At 61.0% G+C, this 15,570-nt stretch carries 15 protein-coding genes; 4 read left to right on the top strand and 11 right to left on the bottom strand.

What is annotated here, in order from left to right:
• Positions 1 to 3: 3 nt before the first annotated feature.
• From ACP7EW_RS14960 to ACP7EW_RS14945, 4 genes are all read right to left on the bottom strand, one after another.
• Positions 4 to 1,878 carry an MFS transporter gene (locus ACP7EW_RS14960; protein ID WP_426217966.1) on the bottom strand — a complete coding sequence of 625 codons (1,875 nt, stop codon included), beginning with the start codon at positions 1,876 to 1,878 and terminating at the stop codon, positions 4 to 6.
• A 67-nt stretch (positions 1,879 to 1,945) separates the two neighbouring features.
• Positions 1,946 to 3,094 carry a TDT family transporter gene (locus ACP7EW_RS14955; RefSeq protein ID WP_426217964.1) on the bottom strand — a complete coding sequence of 383 codons (1,149 nt, stop codon included), beginning with the start codon at positions 3,092 to 3,094 and terminating at the stop codon, positions 1,946 to 1,948.
• Positions 3,095 to 3,200: 106 nt separating this feature from the next.
• The gene (locus ACP7EW_RS14950; RefSeq protein WP_033897679.1) at positions 3,201 to 3,512 is read right to left on the bottom strand and encodes a cupin domain-containing protein; all 312 of its coding nucleotides are present in this window, start codon (positions 3,510 to 3,512) and stop codon (positions 3,201 to 3,203) included.
• A 45-nt stretch (positions 3,513 to 3,557) separates the two neighbouring features.
• Entirely contained in the window at positions 3,558 to 4,751 is a 1,194-nt protein-coding gene (locus tag ACP7EW_RS14945; protein WP_426217962.1) for an MFS transporter, read from the bottom strand.
• Between the two features lie 91 nt (positions 4,752 to 4,842).
• Between ACP7EW_RS14945 and ACP7EW_RS14940 the strand changes: the two genes are divergently transcribed.
• Entirely contained in the window at positions 4,843 to 5,391 is a 549-nt protein-coding gene (locus tag ACP7EW_RS14940; protein ID WP_426217960.1) for a TetR/AcrR family transcriptional regulator, read from the top strand.
• 45 nt (positions 5,392 to 5,436) lie between these two features.
• On the opposite strand, the gene ACP7EW_RS14935 is transcribed toward ACP7EW_RS14940, so the two are convergent.
• From ACP7EW_RS14935 to ACP7EW_RS14920, 4 genes are all read right to left on the bottom strand, one after another.
• Entirely contained in the window at positions 5,437 to 6,216 is a 780-nt protein-coding gene (locus ACP7EW_RS14935; RefSeq protein ID WP_012723134.1) for an ABC transporter permease, read from the bottom strand.
• Entirely contained in the window at positions 6,213 to 7,145 is a 933-nt protein-coding gene (locus ACP7EW_RS14930; RefSeq protein ID WP_426217958.1) for an ABC transporter ATP-binding protein, read from the bottom strand. The genes ACP7EW_RS14935 and ACP7EW_RS14930 overlap by 4 nt, the downstream gene beginning before the upstream one ends.
• A 134-nt stretch (positions 7,146 to 7,279) precedes the next feature.
• Positions 7,280 to 7,897, bottom strand: a complete 618-nt coding sequence (locus tag ACP7EW_RS14925) for a glutathione S-transferase family protein (RefSeq protein ID WP_426217956.1) — start codon at positions 7,895 to 7,897, stop codon at positions 7,280 to 7,282.
• A 57-nt stretch (positions 7,898 to 7,954) separates the two neighbouring features.
• Positions 7,955 to 8,614 carry a transglutaminase-like domain-containing protein gene (locus ACP7EW_RS14920; RefSeq protein WP_426217954.1) on the bottom strand — a complete coding sequence of 220 codons (660 nt, stop codon included), beginning with the start codon at positions 8,612 to 8,614 and terminating at the stop codon, positions 7,955 to 7,957.
• 158 nt (positions 8,615 to 8,772) lie between these two features.
• On the opposite strand from ACP7EW_RS14920, the gene ACP7EW_RS14915 reads away from it, so the two are divergent.
• On the top strand, positions 8,773 to 11,220 hold the full coding sequence (locus ACP7EW_RS14915; protein ID WP_426217952.1) for an acyl-CoA dehydrogenase: 2,448 nt from the start codon (positions 8,773 to 8,775) through the stop codon (positions 11,218 to 11,220).
• 75 nt (positions 11,221 to 11,295) lie between these two features.
• Entirely contained in the window at positions 11,296 to 11,703 is a 408-nt protein-coding gene (locus tag ACP7EW_RS14910) for a PA2817 family protein (RefSeq protein ID WP_016979513.1), read from the top strand.
• Here the strand turns inward: ACP7EW_RS14910 and ACP7EW_RS14905 are convergent, their stop codons facing one another.
• Complete coding sequence (locus ACP7EW_RS14905) at positions 11,704 to 12,648, bottom strand: LysR family transcriptional regulator (RefSeq protein WP_177110959.1); 945 nt, start codon at positions 12,646 to 12,648, stop codon at positions 11,704 to 11,706.
• Positions 12,649 to 12,737: 89 nt separating this feature from the next.
• Here ACP7EW_RS14905 and ACP7EW_RS14900 point away from each other — a divergent pair, with 89 nt between their 5' ends.
• A complete protein-coding gene (locus tag ACP7EW_RS14900; protein ID WP_426217949.1) occupies positions 12,738 to 13,364 on the top strand; it encodes an alanyl-tRNA editing protein in 627 nt (208 codons plus the stop codon).
• On the opposite strand, the gene ACP7EW_RS14895 is transcribed toward ACP7EW_RS14900, so the two are convergent.
• Together ACP7EW_RS14895 and ACP7EW_RS14890 are read right to left on the bottom strand one after the other, a co-directional pair.
• Positions 13,361 to 14,935, bottom strand: coding sequence for an alkaline phosphatase D family protein (locus ACP7EW_RS14895; protein ID WP_426217947.1), 1,575 nt, complete (start codon positions 14,933 to 14,935; stop codon positions 13,361 to 13,363). The two genes, ACP7EW_RS14900 and ACP7EW_RS14895, sit on opposite strands and share 4 nt — an antisense overlap.
• Entirely contained in the window at positions 14,932 to 15,486 is a 555-nt protein-coding gene (locus ACP7EW_RS14890) for a GNAT family N-acetyltransferase (RefSeq protein WP_426217945.1), read from the bottom strand. Before ACP7EW_RS14890 ends, ACP7EW_RS14895 begins: the two co-directional genes overlap by 4 nt.
• Positions 15,487 to 15,570 lie beyond the last annotated feature (84 nt).

Here is a 15,570-nt window from a genome sequence, read left to right as displayed (position 1 = left end):
CGCCTACAGAACAGTGCCGCGTAGCTGGGTGACTTTTTCCTGTAGCTGCGCGGGAGTGGCAGCGTCTGCCGCCACCGGCTCACCCGCCACCAATACCACCCGCGACCATATGCGATGGAAGAAGCCCTTCTTCGGATCGCGACTGAAGAAACTCCCCCACAACCCCTGCAACGCCATTGGAATCACCGGCACCGCCGTCTCTTCCAGAATCCGCGTCACGCCCCCGCGAAACTCATTCATCTCACCATCGGCGGTCAGCTTGCCCTCAGGGAAGATGCACACCAACTCACCGTCCTTCAGGTACTGCGCAATCCGCGTGAAGGCCTTTTCGTAGATCTGGATATCTTCATGGCGCCCGGCAATCGGAATCGCCCCGGCGGTGCGGAAGATAAAGTTCAGCACCGGTAAACGGTAGATCTTGTAGTACGTGACAAAGCGAATCGGCCGACGCACCGCGCCGCCGATCAACAACGCATCGACAAACGACACGTGGTTGCACACCAGCAACGCGGCGCCTTCATCCGGGATCGCCTCCAGGTTGCGGTGCTCCACGCGGTACATGGAATGGCTGAGCAGCCAGATCATGAAACGCATGGTGAACTCGGGAACGATTTTGAAGATGTAGGTGTTGACCGCGATGTTGAGCAGCGACACCACCAGGAACAACTCGGGTATCGACAGCTTGGCCACACTCAGCAACAGGATCGACACGATGGCCGAGACCACCATGAACAGTGCATTGAGGATGTTGTTGGCCGCAATCACCCGCGCGCGCTCATTCTCGGCGGTACGCGACTGAATCAGCGCGTACAGCGGCACGATATAAAAGCCGCCAAACACGCCCAGGCCAAGGATATCGAACAGCACCCACCAAGCCTGGCCGTAGCTGAGCACGGCAAGCCAATCGTTGACCTGCACGTTCTGCGGGAAGCCGCCGGAGTGCCACCACAGCAGCAGGCCAAACACGGTCAAGCCGAATGAACCGAACGGCACCAGGCCGATTTCCACCTTACGACCGGAGAGTTTTTCGCAGAGCATCGAGCCGAGCGCGATACCCACCGAGAACACGGTGAGGATCAGCGTCACCACGGTCTCGTCGCCGTACAACCATTCCTTGGCGTAGGCCGGGATCTGCGTCAGGTAGATCGCACCGACAAACCAGAACCACGAGTTACCAACGATGGAACGCGAAACGGCGGGCGTCTGCCCCAGCCCCAGACGCAAGGTGGCCCAGGACTCGCTGAAGATGTTCCAGTTCAGGCGCAACCCAGGGGTCGACGCCGCCGCCCGTGGAATGCTGCGGCTGGCCAGGTAACCCAGCACCGCCACGCCGACGATCGCCACCGCCACCACCGGCGCGTAATGGGTGGACGACATCATGATCCCGGCGCCAATGGTGCCGGCCAGGATCGCCAGGAACGTGCCCATCTCCACCAGGCCGTTACCGCCCACCAACTCATCTTCGTGCAAAGCCTGAGGCATGATCGAGTACTTCACCGGCCCGAACAGCGCCGAGTGGGTGCCCATGGCAAACAGCGCCAGCAGCATCAGTTCCAGGTGATTGGTGAGGAAGCCCGTCGCCCCCACGGCCATGATCACGATCTCACCGATCTTGATCGCGCGGATCAACGCGTCCTTGTTGAATTTCTCGCCAAACTGCCCGGCCAGGGCCGAAAACAGGAAGAACGGCAGGATAAACAGCAACGCGCAGAGGTTGACCCAGATCGAGCGGTCACCGTCGATGGTGAGCTTGTAGAGAATGGCGAGGATCAGCGATTGCTTGAAGATGTTGTCGTTGAACGCACCCAGCAACTGGGTGATGAAAAACGGCAGGAAACGCCGTGTGCGCAGCAAAGTGAATTGCGAGGGGTGGCTCATCGTCCGTGTTCCTGCGTGGCCTATTTTTTTGTAAAAGCATTCAGGCCACGACTTTACCTAATCCGGCTTACTTATTCCCTAGTCCCGCAATGCAAGGCGAAACAAAAAGCTCACCTTTATATGCCCCCTGCACCGTGCGCTTGGCCACGATCAGCCACATCAGCGCCAATGCCACCACCAGCACACTGCCGAATACGCTGAAGAAACCCAGGTGCAACAGGCCCGCCAGCTTCAATGTGGCCAGGGCGTACACACCCAATGGGAAGGTGAAGCCCCACCACCCCAGGTTGAACGGAATACCGGCGCGCAGGTAACGCAGGGTGATCAAGACCGCAATCAGCATCCACCACAGACCGAAGCCCCACAGGGTAATGCCCGCCACCAGCCCCAGGCCGTTGGCCATTTCGCCGACACCCGGCAAACCATTGGCCGCGAAAATCGCCGGCGCATCGCCCCCCAGCAACAGCATGCCCAGCGCCCCGGTGCCAATGGGGCCCAACGCCAGCCAGCTCGACGCGGCCATATTGGCGTGGGGCAGTTTATGCAGGGCCATGCGCAGCATCAGGATAGTGAGGATGCTGAACGCCACCGGCAGGGAAAACGCCCACAGCACGTAGCTGGTCACCAGCATCACCAGTTGCGAATGGGCATCTGCCAGGTGTGGTGCGAGCAGGCCACCGCTGGCGGCGGCGACTTCGGCAGCCACCACCGGCAATAGCCAGACGGCGGTCATCTGGTCGATGCTGTGTTCCTGGCGGGTGAACATCATGAACGGGATCAGCACACCGCAGGCCAGGGCCATGGCCACATCCAGCCACCACAGCGCTTCAGCCAGAGGGATCACGTCGCTGCCCCAACGCGGCAGGCCGAACACCAGCAGGCCATTGAGAATGGTCGCCAGTCCCATGGGAATTGTGCCGAAGAACATCGACACCGTGGAGTGTCCGAAAATTCGCCGCGCTTCATGGAAAAACATCACCCAGCGCGCCGCGTACAACCCGCTGAACAGCACAAACAGGCCGATGGTGAACAACCACAGCGCTTCGGCAATCGCGTGCAAGCCAGGCAAATTGAACGGCAGTTGCGCCAACGCCAACGCAAGCACGCCGGTGCCCATGGTGGCGGCAAACCAGTTCGGGGTGAACTGGCGGATCACTTCCCGTGGACGGGTCAAGTGACTGAAGGGTTTGTAGCTGATGGTATTCGAGCAGGTCATGATGGCAATCCTCTTCCTCATTGAGGTTGGGACCATGGTAGAACCCGATCGAATATCTATATAACGGGTAATATCTCTAACTGTTATCTGTTTTACCAATATAGCGTCAAACACTGCCTTCGCTTTCGATCACCAGGATACGCGCCGGGCCCTGAGGGTGAGCCACATGCTCGGTGCCGACGCTGGCGTAGAAGATGTCACCGACGCCCAGTTCCGCCACCTGTTCGAAGCCATTGTCGCGATAGTGCATCTGCACCCGGCCATCGAGCACCACAAACACTTCTTCACCGTCATTGATGTGCCAGCGGTACGGCTGGTCGGTCCAGTGCAGGCGCGTGGTGATGCCGTTCATGTTGGCGATATCCAGCGCCTCCCAGGCCCGGCTGCCGGTGAAGTCCTTGCTGCGGATGATCTTCATGCTTGCCTCTCGGTCAGGCGAATACAAGGCATCGATTATTACCCATCAGCCGCCCGTCGTCGCCCTGGCCCGTGCCGAATCCTGCATCAGTAGACCGATCAGCGCCCCCAGGGCCAACAGGATCAGCACCGCGCCATAGCCATCCGTGGTCACGATCAGTCCATACACGTGGCTCAAGTTACCCGCCAGCAGCGCCGGCAAGCAGAACGCCAGGTAGCTCAGCACGTAGAAAGCCGACATCAATCCAGCCCGTTCGTGAGGCAACGCCAGGCCCACAATGCTGCGGACACTGCCCATGAATCCGCCGCCAAAGCCGAAGCCGGCGATCACACTGGCGGCAAAGAACAGCACCAGGCTGGCGCTCTGCACGGCGACCAGCAGCAAGGCCACGCCCACCGCCAACAGCACGGCCGACAGGCGCATGACCTTGTCCGCCGCGCGATCCCGCAGGCTGTAGATCATCACCGCACCGCTCAAGGTGACCACGGCCACCAACCCGCCGCCGATCAGGTGCGAGGTCGAGCCGGTCGCCGCCCGCACCAGCGAAGGTGCCAGGGAGGAAAAGAACCCGCCGAGTGCCCACACCGCCACATTCAACGGCATCGCCAGCCACAGGGCCCGGCGCGCCTGGTCGGGCACATGCAGGGTCGGCGCCAGGGATTTCAAGGCACCCGGAATCCGGCTGACCGTTTCCGGTAAACGCCAAACATACAGTGCCTGCATCACCATCAAGGCGAGCATCGCCAGATAAATCAGCTGGGTTGGCCGGGGCGCGTATTCCACCAGCAAACCACTGCCCAGGCCGCCACTGGCCATGCCCAACAAAGGCGCCAGGCTGTTGAGCATGGGGCCACGCAGGCGATCGGTATCGAGCAGCGTCGCGCTCAACACCGCCGTGGCCATGCCGGTCGCAAAGCCTTGCAACGCGCGGGCGGCGATCAGGTAAGCGGTGCTGTCGGCGTTGATAAACAGCAGCATCGCCAGAATGTTCAGCAGCAATGCGATGAAGATCACCGGCTTGCGTCCCAGGTGATCCGACAGCGAACCGACGGTCAGCAACGCCGCCAGCAGGCTCACGGCGTAGACGCCGAATATCACCGTAAGCATTGCCGCCGAAAAGTGCAGGTTGTCTTGATACACCTGATACAGCGGCGTCGGCGCGCTGGACGCGGCGAGGAAGGTCAACACCGTGACCACCAGGAAGGCCAGGTTGGCACGGTGTGAAGGAGTACTGGACATGGGCACGCTCCGCTAAAGCTAATATTTTGCTTTTGCCGAGTGTGCTACTGGAAAGCGCTTAAAGCAAATTCTTTGTGTTAAGGTTTTGTGCATGGCGATCAAAGAAGGCCTTCGCCCGGGAGGCCGCAGTGCCCGGGTCCAAGAATCAGTGCATAGCGCCGCGCGTGAACTGCTGGAAGCCCATGAGCGCTCCAGCGTGACCGTGCCGATGATTGCTGCACGCGCGGGCGTTACGCCCTCCACCATCTACCGACGCTGGGGCGACCTCGCCGCCCTGCTCGCCGATGTGGCGTTGGAGCGCCTGCGCCCGGACAGCGAGCCGGCCAACACCGGTAGCCTGCGCGGTGACCTGCGCGCCTGGGGCGAACAATACCTGGATGAAATGAGCTCCGACCTGGGCCGCAACATGATGCGCGACGTGCAGTGCAGTCATCCCAAGGACTACTGCAGCCACATTCTGATGGGCCAGTTGCAGGTCATCCTCGACCGCTATCAGGGCAGCGTCGACGTGTTGCCAAGCCTGGATCGCCTACTGAACCTGATCGCGGCCCCCACGGTGTATCGCAGCCTGTTTTCCAGCGCACCGTTGCCGGTTGAAGAGCTGCATGAACTGATCGATCTGGCCCTGCTCGGCACCTAAAAAAAACGGCCTCAATTGAGGCCGTTTTTTATGGCGGGTCGTCGCTTACGTACGCATCCCGCGCCCACTCACCAGCAGCTTCGCGCAGCCAATGTACAGCACCACCGTCGCCACCAGCATGAAGGTGATTGCCACGCTGATCTTGATGTCCGACACCCCCAGAATGCCGTAGCGGAAGGCGTTGACCATGTGCAGCACCGGGTTGGCCAGCGACACGGTCTGCCAGAATGGCGGCAACAGGGTAATGGAGTAGAACACCCCGCCCAGGTAGGTCAGCGGCGTCAGCACGAACGTCGGGATGATCGAAATATCATCGAAGTTGCGCGCAAACACGGCGTTGATGAAGCCCAGCAGCGAGAAGATCGTCGCCGTCAGCACCACGACCAAAATGGTGACCCCAAGGTGATGCACCTGCAGGTGGGTGAAGAACAGCGACAGCAGGGTCACGATCACGCCCACCATCAAGCCACGCAGCACACCGCCCAGGGTGTAGCCGATCAGGATAGTGTGGGGCGACACCGGCGACACCATCAATTCTTCGATGGAGCGCTGGAACTTGCTGCCGAAGAAACTCGAGACCACGTTGCCGTAGGAGTTGGTGATCACCGACATCATGATCAAGCCCGGCACGATGTACTCCATGTAGGTGAAGCCACCCATGTCACCGATCTGCCGGCCGATCAGGTTACCGAAGATCACGAAGTACAGGACCATGGTGATCGCCGGCGGCAGCAGGGTCTGCGGCCAGATCCGGGTAAAGCGTTTCACTTCGCGATAGACGATGGTTTGCAGCGCGACGAGGTTGGGTTGCAGTTCGGAACTCATACCGCCACCTTCGCCAGATTTTTCTCCACCAGGGACACGAACAACTCCTCAAGGCGATTGGTTTTGTTACGCAGGCTCAGCACTTCGATGTTTTGGGCCGCCAACTGCGTGAACAGCGCGGTGATGCCCATGGCCTTGTCCACCTGCACTTCCAGGGTATGACTGTCCACCAGGCGACTCGGGTAACCGAGCAGTTGCGGCGGCGCCGACAGGTTGTTTTTCAGGTCGAGCAAGAAGGTTTCCACATGCAACTGGCCCAGCAGGTTACGCATGCTGGTGTTCTCGACAATGGTGCCGTGGTCGATGATGCCGATGTTGCGGCACAGCTGCTCAGCCTCTTCCAGGTAGTGGGTGGTGAGGATGATGGTGATGCCCTTCTCGTTCAGCTCGGTGAGAAAGGTCCACATCGAGCGACGCAGTTCGATGTCCACGCCGGCAGTGGGTTCGTCGAGGATCAGCAGGCGCGGTTCATGCACCAATGCGCGGGCGATCATCAGGCGGCGCTTCATGCCGCCAGACAGCGAACGCGAAGGCACGTCGCGCTTGTCCCACAGGCCCAGCTGGGTCAGGTACTGCTCGGCGCGTTCCTTGGCGACTTTCGCCGGGATGCCGTAGTAGCCGGCCTGGGTCACGACGATGTCGAAGGTCTTTTCAAACTGGTTGAAGTTGAATTCCTGGGGCACCACGCCGATGGAACGCTTGAGCGCCGCCGGGGATTTGTCCAGGTCATGGCCAAAGATATTCACCGTGCCACTGGTCTTGTTGACCAGCGTGGAGAGGATACCGATGGTGGTGGATTTGCCGGCGCCGTTGGGGCCAAGCAAGGCGAAGAAGTCACCTTCGGCAACGTCCAGATCGATACCACTCAGGGCCTGGAAACCGTTGCCGTAGGTTTTGGTTAGCTGCCGGATGGACAGAGCGGAACTCATATCGGATTACGCACCAAAGAAGGGAATAGAAAGAGTAGATGAGGGCGCAGCCCAGGTAGTTCAACGGCGGCGCATGACAAGCATGGTGCTTGCCCGCGCCGCACAAGTACAGTCACCCGTATTAATAGTGGGTATTAAGTCAACGCAGTCATGACCGCTTTGCGGTAGGCCGGACGTTGTTGCAGGCGCGCATACCAGGCCTCTAGATGGGGCATCGCAGGCCGCTCAATGGGCATTTCGAACCAGGCGTAGATAAAGCTGCCCAGGGGAATATCGCCCATGCCGATCTCGCTGCCCGACAGATACGGCTGTGTAGCCAGCGCTTCATCAACGGTTTTGAGCACATCGATACAGGCCTGGCGACCGGCGTGGATGTTGTCCCAGTTCTGTTTGTCCGCCGGGGTGCGCAGCACGCCCCAGAACACAATCTTGAACGGTTCGGCAAAAGTGGAGGTGGTCCAGTCCATCCACTTTTCCGCGTTGGCGCGGGCTTTCACTTCTGTCGGATACCAACTGGACGCTTGCTTGGCGCAGAGGTAACGCACGATGGTATTGGACTCCCACAGCACGAAGTCGCCGTCTTCGATCATCGGCACCCGGCCGTTGGGGTTCAATGCCCGATATTGCGGCGTGTCGACCACACCAAAAGCCCCGCCCGCATCAATTGCTTCATAGTCCAGGCCGAGTTCCTCGGCGCACCACAGTGCCTTCCTGACGTTTGATGAATTTTTACGACCCCAGATTTTCAGCATGACCGCGCCTTTCTTGTGGATGAACATGGCTGGATGAAGGCAGCAGCATACGCCGGTTCACGCGCGGCTCAAATCGCTCTGCATGTCGCCGAGTAACGGCGGCAGGTCGTCGGCAAACAGATGCGGGTAACACTGCTGGATATGGGCGAAGAAAAAGGCCTCGGGCACGTCAGGAAATTGCCCGTGGTCGACCACGTATTCCATCGAACGCTGGCCTTGGCGGTTGAACGCGTGGAAAACGCTGTCGTGAAGGCCGTCGAACTCCAGCGGCGGCACATCGAATACATCGCACAGTTGCTGGTTGAACGCAGGCGTGGCCTTGACCCAGCGATCATTCAGGTAAAGCTCGGTATAGCCGTGCATGGCGAACACATCACTCTTGAGCAGCGCGATCAGACGCGGCGTCGACAGATGATTGCGCACATCCGCCAGGCCGATGCGCGCCGGGATCCCGCAATGGCGGGCGCAGGCGGCAAGTAACGTGGCCTTGGGCACGCAATAGCTTTCGCCGGCAGCCAGGGCGAAGCTGGCACTCAATGTGTCTGGATCGCGGCTAAAGGTGTAGGGGTTATAGCGAATCGCCTCACGCACGGCGTAGTAGAGGCTGACTGCCTGGTCACTAAAATCCCTACGGGTTCCACGGTGTTTTTCGGCGAACTCCACCACCGCAGGGTGGTCACTATCGATGAAGCGGCTGGGACTCAGGTAGGTATCCATGAGCTTTATCTCCGAAGGAAGCCTGGAGTCTAACCACAGGCCTGCCGGGGAGATAACGACGAATCGGCCAAATCTCGTTACACCCTGATCACCCCGCTTGTTCGGATGCCGACTAAGCTCCCTGGTGGTTTCGCCCCTGGTTTCACGGAGGATTGAATATGCTGTTGTTGTGGATACTGGTGCTGGTGGTCGGCATTGCCTACCTCGCACACCGCCGCGTCGCGCCCCTGCCCGCCCTGGGCGTGGTTGCCGTCTACCTGCTGGCGATGGGCGCCTGGAGCCACGCACCGGGTTGGCTGCTGCTGATCTTCTGGGTGTTGATCGCCGTGGTGGCCGCGCCCCTGCTGCTGCCCGACCTGCGCCGCCAATACTTCACCAAGCCACTGTTCAGCTGGTTCCAGAAAGTCCTGCCGCCGATGTCCGAGACCGAGCGCGACGCCATCGACGCCGGCACCGTGTGGTGGGACGGCGAACTCTTCAGCGGTCGCCCGGACTGGGACAAGTTGCTGGCCTACCCCAAGGCCCAGCTGACCGAAGAAGAACAGGCGTTTATCGACGGCCCGACCGAAGAACTCTGCGCCATGGTCAGCGACTGGGAAATCGGCCAGGCCATGGACCTGCCGCCCGCGGCCTGGGAGCACATCAAGACCCATGGCTTCTTCGCCCTGATCATCCCCAAGGAATATGGCGGCAAGGGCTTCTCTGCCTATGCGCATTCCCAGGTTGCGATGAAACTCGCCACCCGCAGCGGTGACCTGGCCTCCACCGTGATGGTGCCCAATTCCCTCGGCCCCGCCGAACTGCTGCTGCACTACGGCACCGAAGAACAGCGCAACCACTACCTGCCGCGCCTGGCCCGAGGCGATGACATCCCCTGCTTCGCATTGACGGGCCCATTGGCCGGCTCCGATGCAGGCGCCATGCCCGACACCGGCGTGATCTGCAAAGGTGAATGGGAAGGCAAGGAAACCCTCGGCCTGCGCCTGAACTGGGAAAAACGCTACATCACCCTCGGCCCGGTCGCGACCCTGCTCGGTCTGGCCTTCAAGGCCCATGACCCGGACCACCTGCTGGGTGAAGAAGAAGACCTGGGCATCAGCCTGGCGCTGATCCCCACCGATACCCCCGGCGTAGAAATCGGCCGTCGCCACCTGCCTCTGGGCGCCGCGTTCATGAACGGCCCCAACTCCGGCAAGGATGTCTTCATCCCGCTTGAGTTCCTGATCGGCGGCCAGGAAATGCTCGGTAAAGGCTGGATGATGTTGATGAACTGCCTCTCCGTGGGCCGTTCGATCTCCCTGCCTGCGGTCGGCACTGGCGCGGCCAAGTTCACCAGCCTGGTGACCGGCCAATACGCCCAGGTGCGCGAACAATTCAATGTGCCCCTGTCGGCCTTCGAGGGCATCCAGGAAGCCTTGGCTCGGATCGGCGGCAACGCCTGGCTGATGGACAGCGCACGCATGCTCACCGCCAACGCCGTGGACCTGGGAGAAAAACCCTCGGTGCTGTCGGCGATCCTCAAGTACCACCTCACGGAGCGGGGGCGCGAGTGCATCAGCCACGCCATGGACGTGCACGGCGGCAAGGGCATCATCATGGGCCCGAACAACTACCTGGGTCGCAACTGGCAAGGTGCGCCGATCTTCATCACGGTGGAAGGCGCGAACATCCTGTCGCGCAACCTGATGATCTTCGGCCAGGGCGCGATCCGCTGCCATCCGTTCGTACTCAAGGAAATGGCCCTGGCCGGTCGCGAAGACCATGACCAGGCGCTGAAGGAGTTCGACGGGCTGCTGATGCAACACATCGGTTTCGCTGTGAGCAACGCCGCCAGTACCCTGGTGCTGAACCTCGGCGTCGGTCATTTCGAGAAGGCCCCAGGCAACCGCTTGAGCCAGGGTTATTTCCGCGCACTCAACCGACAGGCGGCCGCGTTCGCGCTGCTGGCTGACCTGAGCATGATGCTGCTGGGTGGCGAGTTGAAGCGTCGCGAACGCCTGTCGGCACGCCTGGGTGATGTATTGAGCCATATGTACCTGGCGTCAGCCGCCCTCAAGCGTTATCACGACCTGGATTCGCCGGATCATCTGGAACCCCTGTTCGCCTGGGCCATGGAAGAAAGCCTTGGCGAATCGGAGCGTGCGCTGGATGAACTGCTGAGCAACTTCCCGAACAAGGTACTGGGCTGCCTGCTGCGGGTGATCGTGTTCCCGTTCGGCCGTCGCCATACCGGGCCGTCGGATGCGCTGGATGCCGAAGTGGCTGCGGTGATCGGCCGTGCCAAGGGTGACCCGACCCTGGAAGAGTTGCTGGCCGGCTGCTATCGCCCGCAATCGGCGGAAGATCCGGTAGGCGCCCTGCAACATGCCTACGACCTGCTCGGCGCCAGCCATCCGCTGCAGAAAAAACTGCACACCGCGCTCAAAAGCGGCCAGGTCAAACCGACCGCCGGGGAGCATGCCATCGACGCGGCGTTGCACGCAGGTGTCTTGCAACCGGCCGAGGCGCAAACCCTGCGTGATGCCGAAGCAGCGCGGCGCAAGGTGATCGACGTGGATGATTTCAGCAAGGAAGAGCTGACCCAGGCCGAGGGTAAAGTCCGCTGAGTCGAGCGGTCATATAAAAACGGGCGCGAGAGGCATATACTCTCGCGCCCGTTTTTGCTTTAGAGGACTTATCTCGTGTCCAACGTCGTTGCCGATCATCTCGTCTTGCTCGACCATCTGCGCAGCATCCTGGTTGCCGTCGGCGAAGCCGAACAGGTGCCCGAGGAAAGCCATTCACTGTTCCTGGAGCGCTTCGACGAATTGCGCGCCCTACTGCCGATCGACCCGATCGAAAGCCAGTACCTGGGCCAGGACCTGATGAGCCAGGTCATCCTGCGCTACCCGCAAATCGCCCACCTGGTGCCGCGCGACCTGCTGTGGTTCTTTGGCGGTGACTGCCTGCACTTCATGCCTGACGAAGAACTGGACCTGTACCAGGCCTTGGAAGAACGTCGCTTCGAAGCCGAACAGAACGACGAACCGTTCGACTGGAACCAGGAAAAGCAGCTGCTGGCCATGCCGGTTGACCAGAGCAAGCACTGATCAGCGACCAGGAATGGGCCGACGCAATGTCGGCTCCTTCGCCATGCACGCCACCAGATAATCAATAAACACCCGCAACTTCGGCGGCAGGTACCGCGTGGGCGAATGCAGCAACCACGCCTCTCCATGGTAGGACGCAATAAAGTCCCACGCCGGCAACACCTGCACCAACCGCCCCTCCTCCAATGCATGGCGCGCCGTGAAATACGGCAAGCTGCCAATCCCCACGTGCTGCAACACCGCATCCAGCCGAACCCCGGTGTGGTTCGCCGCATAACGCCCACGCACCGCCACCGTCACCGCCTTGCCGGCCTGGCGGAATTTCCAGCGTGAATCTCCGGGCGTTTCCCCCAAGTAAATGCAGCTGTGTGCCAGCAGATCATGGGGGTGCTCCGGCGTCCCGTGTTCAGCCAAGTACTGCGGCGTCGCGCACAACAGATGCTCGATGGGCAATAACTGCCGCCCCACCAACCCCGGCGGCGGGCTGTCGGTGATACGGATACTCAGGTCGACGTTGTCATCAATCATGTCCACCTGGCGATCCTCCAGAATCAACTGCACATCCACCTTGGGGTAACGCCGCAGGAATTCCGGCATATGCGGGTGCACCACAAACCGCCCCACCGCCTTGGGCACACTGACCCGCACCAACCCTTCGGCTTCATGGGTGAACTGGCCGCTGATCTCCATCACCGAGCGCGCCGCGCTGACCATCTCCTGGCAGCGCTTGAATACCTCTTCCCCGCCTTCGCTCAAGCGCAATTTGCGCGTGGTGCGTTGCAGCAAGCGCGTAGCCAAAGCTTTTTCCAGACGCGAGATACTGCGGCTCACCGAGGAAGGCGAGGCCCCCAGTTGCCGGGCGGCTTCGGAGAAGCTGCCGGTTTCCACCACTTTGACGAAAATCGCCATTTCGCCCAGCAGCGGCAAAGGAAGATTGATGCTCATGGTGCACAGGTCCATTGATAATTGAGCGGATTATCACCTATCCGCGCACTATTTATACTGCGCGCAGAACCCTGATGCGGATGTAGATGATGACCGAGCGCCTGTTTTTTACCCACGACCACCTGACTGCCGAGCTGGAGGTGCTGAGCTGCACCCCCCACGAGGGGCAGTTCGCAGTCATCCTGCAGTCGACGATTTTTCACCCCCAGGGCGGTGGGCAACCTTTCGATACCGGCTGGCTGGGTGAAAGCACTGTGCTGCGCGTCACCCAGGAAGCCGACCGCGTGGTGCACTATGTCGACCGGCCATTGGAACCCGGTCCGATCACCGCGCGGGTCGATGAGCAGCGTCGTACTCTACACACCCGACTGCATTCCGCCGGGCACTTAATTGGCAACGCAGGCGAAACCCTGGGCTGGATGCCGATCAAGGCCCATCACTGGCCCGGCGAAGGCAAGATCACCTTCATCCGTGGCGAAGCGGCGCAAGCCATGGACGCCGAGGCGATCCAACAACAGGTCAACCAATGGATCGCCGCAGACTACCCGCGCCACATGAACCTGGAAGACGGCACCCGCGAAGTCGGCTTTGGCGAATTGCCCGCGTACGCCTGCGGCGGTACTCATGTACAGGCACTGAGTGAGTTGGGCCAGGTGACCATCCTGACCCTTTCAGAAAAAAAGGGTGCGCTGTCCGTGCGCTACGAACTCGATTAAACCTCACTCACCCCCGCCCGCCCTGGTTCCACCACAAACGACTTGAGGGTCGACACCGTGGCCATCGGGTCGCGAGGGTCGGTAATCACCCGCAGGTTCGTGAGCATCCTGCCCTCCTCCACCTCCACCGACACATACCCTCGTTGGCGGCTGTCGAAGAACTTTACATGGGGGTTGAGCGGCAGCAGCTTGCTGAACGCATCAAAGGGCGGCCCATCGGAGGTCACCGAGGTACCAACAAATTCCGTGGCCACCACCCGCGAATCCGGGTTGTTGGCATCGGCGTGCAAATCCGTCACCCAGAACGAGTGGATATCGCCGCCCCAGAACACCGGGTTGTTGACGCGATTGCGCTCGATGGACGCCAGCATCCGCGAACGGTTGGCCATATAGCCATCCCACCCGTCGGTCCAACGCCCCGGCTTGTGGTTGGTCAGGTCACGCTGGGTCAGCGGCGCTACCAACAGGTCCTGGGCGATGATGTTCCACTGCGCTTTTGACTGGGCAAACCCCTGGTCCAGCCAAGCCTCTTGCTGCCAACCCAGCATGGTGCGGCCAGGGTCGCGCAAGTCGTGACAGAGGTTATCGGCGATATGTCCCTGGTGGCTGCCATTCGCCGGAATGCACGGTTGTTCGGAACGGTATTGCCGACCATCCAGCACGTGGAAACGGGCCAGTCGGCCGTAGTCCAGGCGCCGATAAATGCGCATGTCCGGACCTTTCGGCAAACTGCTGGCACGCAGCGGCATATGCTCGTAGTAAGCCTGGTAGGCCGCCGCACGCTGCTGCAGGAATTGCCCGATCGGAATCTTCGGGTCCTGGGACCAGCGGTTGGCGTAGTCGTTCTGCACTTCGTGATCGTCCCAGGTCGCCACGCTCGGTGCAGCAGCGTGCAGGGCCTGTAGATCCGGGTCGGTTTTGTACAGGGCATAGCGGTTACGATAGTCGCTCAGGCTCACTGCATTACCGCTGCCGTGGGGGCGAATGATCTTGCCCGAATCCGCCGCGTAGGAACTGTCGTAGATGTAGTCGCCGAGAAAGAACACCAGGTCGGGCTGTTCCTCTGCCAGGTGGCGATAGGCACTGAAATAGCCGCGCTCCCAGTGGGAGCACGAGACAAACCCCAGGCGCGCCGACACCATGGCATGCACCGCAGGCGCCGTGCGCGACTGCCCCACCGGGCTTTGCGCGCCCAGCCCTTCGAACTGATACCAATACGGCCGGCCCGCCTCCAACCCCGCGACTTCCACATGCACCGAATGGCCCCAGCGCTCGCTGGCCATGACTTCGCCCTGGCGCACCACGCGGGTCATCGCGGCATCGCTGGCGACCCGCCAACGCACGGGCACGGAACGGCTCAAGCCGCCCCGGCCATCCACGGCATTGAACAACGGCGCCAGGCGCGTCCAGATCACAAACCCATCGGGCAACGGGTCCCCGGAAGCCACGCCGAGGGTGAACGGATAATCCACGCCGGCACTGCGCGCAAACGGACTGAGGATCGCAAACGAGGTGGCGACAGCCAGCCCGGCAAGGACCCGGCGCCGGCCATGATCGACCTCGCCACTCACAGTCGAAACTCCCAATCCTGACGCAAAGTGGCGAACACCAACATGTCCTCATGCACGCCGTTCTTGAGAAATGCCCCGCGCAGACAACCTTCATACTGCAGGCCGATTTTCTCCATGACTCGCGCCGATTCTTTGTTGCGACTGAAGCACTGGCTGCCCACGCGATGCAGGCCGAGTTCGGCAAAGCCGTAGTCCATCAGCGCACGCGCTGCTTCTGCCGCATAGCCCTGGTTGCGCGCGTCCGCCGCCACCCAGCCGCCCAGGTGTCCGTAGAGGTGATCCTGCTTGATGCGTAGGCTGACGATGCCGATCAGCTCGCCGCTGTCACGCCGGTGCATGCCCAGGCTCAACAGGTGGGCCGAGCGAAATTTCTCCGGCATGCCAGCGATAAAGTCCTGCGCGATTTCGAGGGTGTAAGGCGAAGGAATACTCGCTGTGTTGTCAGCGATTTTCGGGCCGTTGGCGAGGGTGCACAACGTCTCGGCCTGGTGGTTTTCCAGTGCGCGCATTAACAGTCGCGGCGTGGATATCTGTGGCAGTTCACGGCTCATTTCCAGGGGCCCTCGATGTAAAGTTTTTGAGAATGCCCCTGGTGCATGTCAATTCTGTTACGTCACAAAAATGTCTTGAGAATT

The sequence above is a fragment of the Pseudomonas sp. DWRC2-2 genome (assembly GCF_049897885.1).
Lineage (GTDB): Bacteria > Pseudomonadota > Gammaproteobacteria > Pseudomonadales > Pseudomonadaceae > Aquipseudomonas > Aquipseudomonas azotoformans_A.
This window is presented reverse-complemented; position numbering and strand designations above follow the sequence as displayed.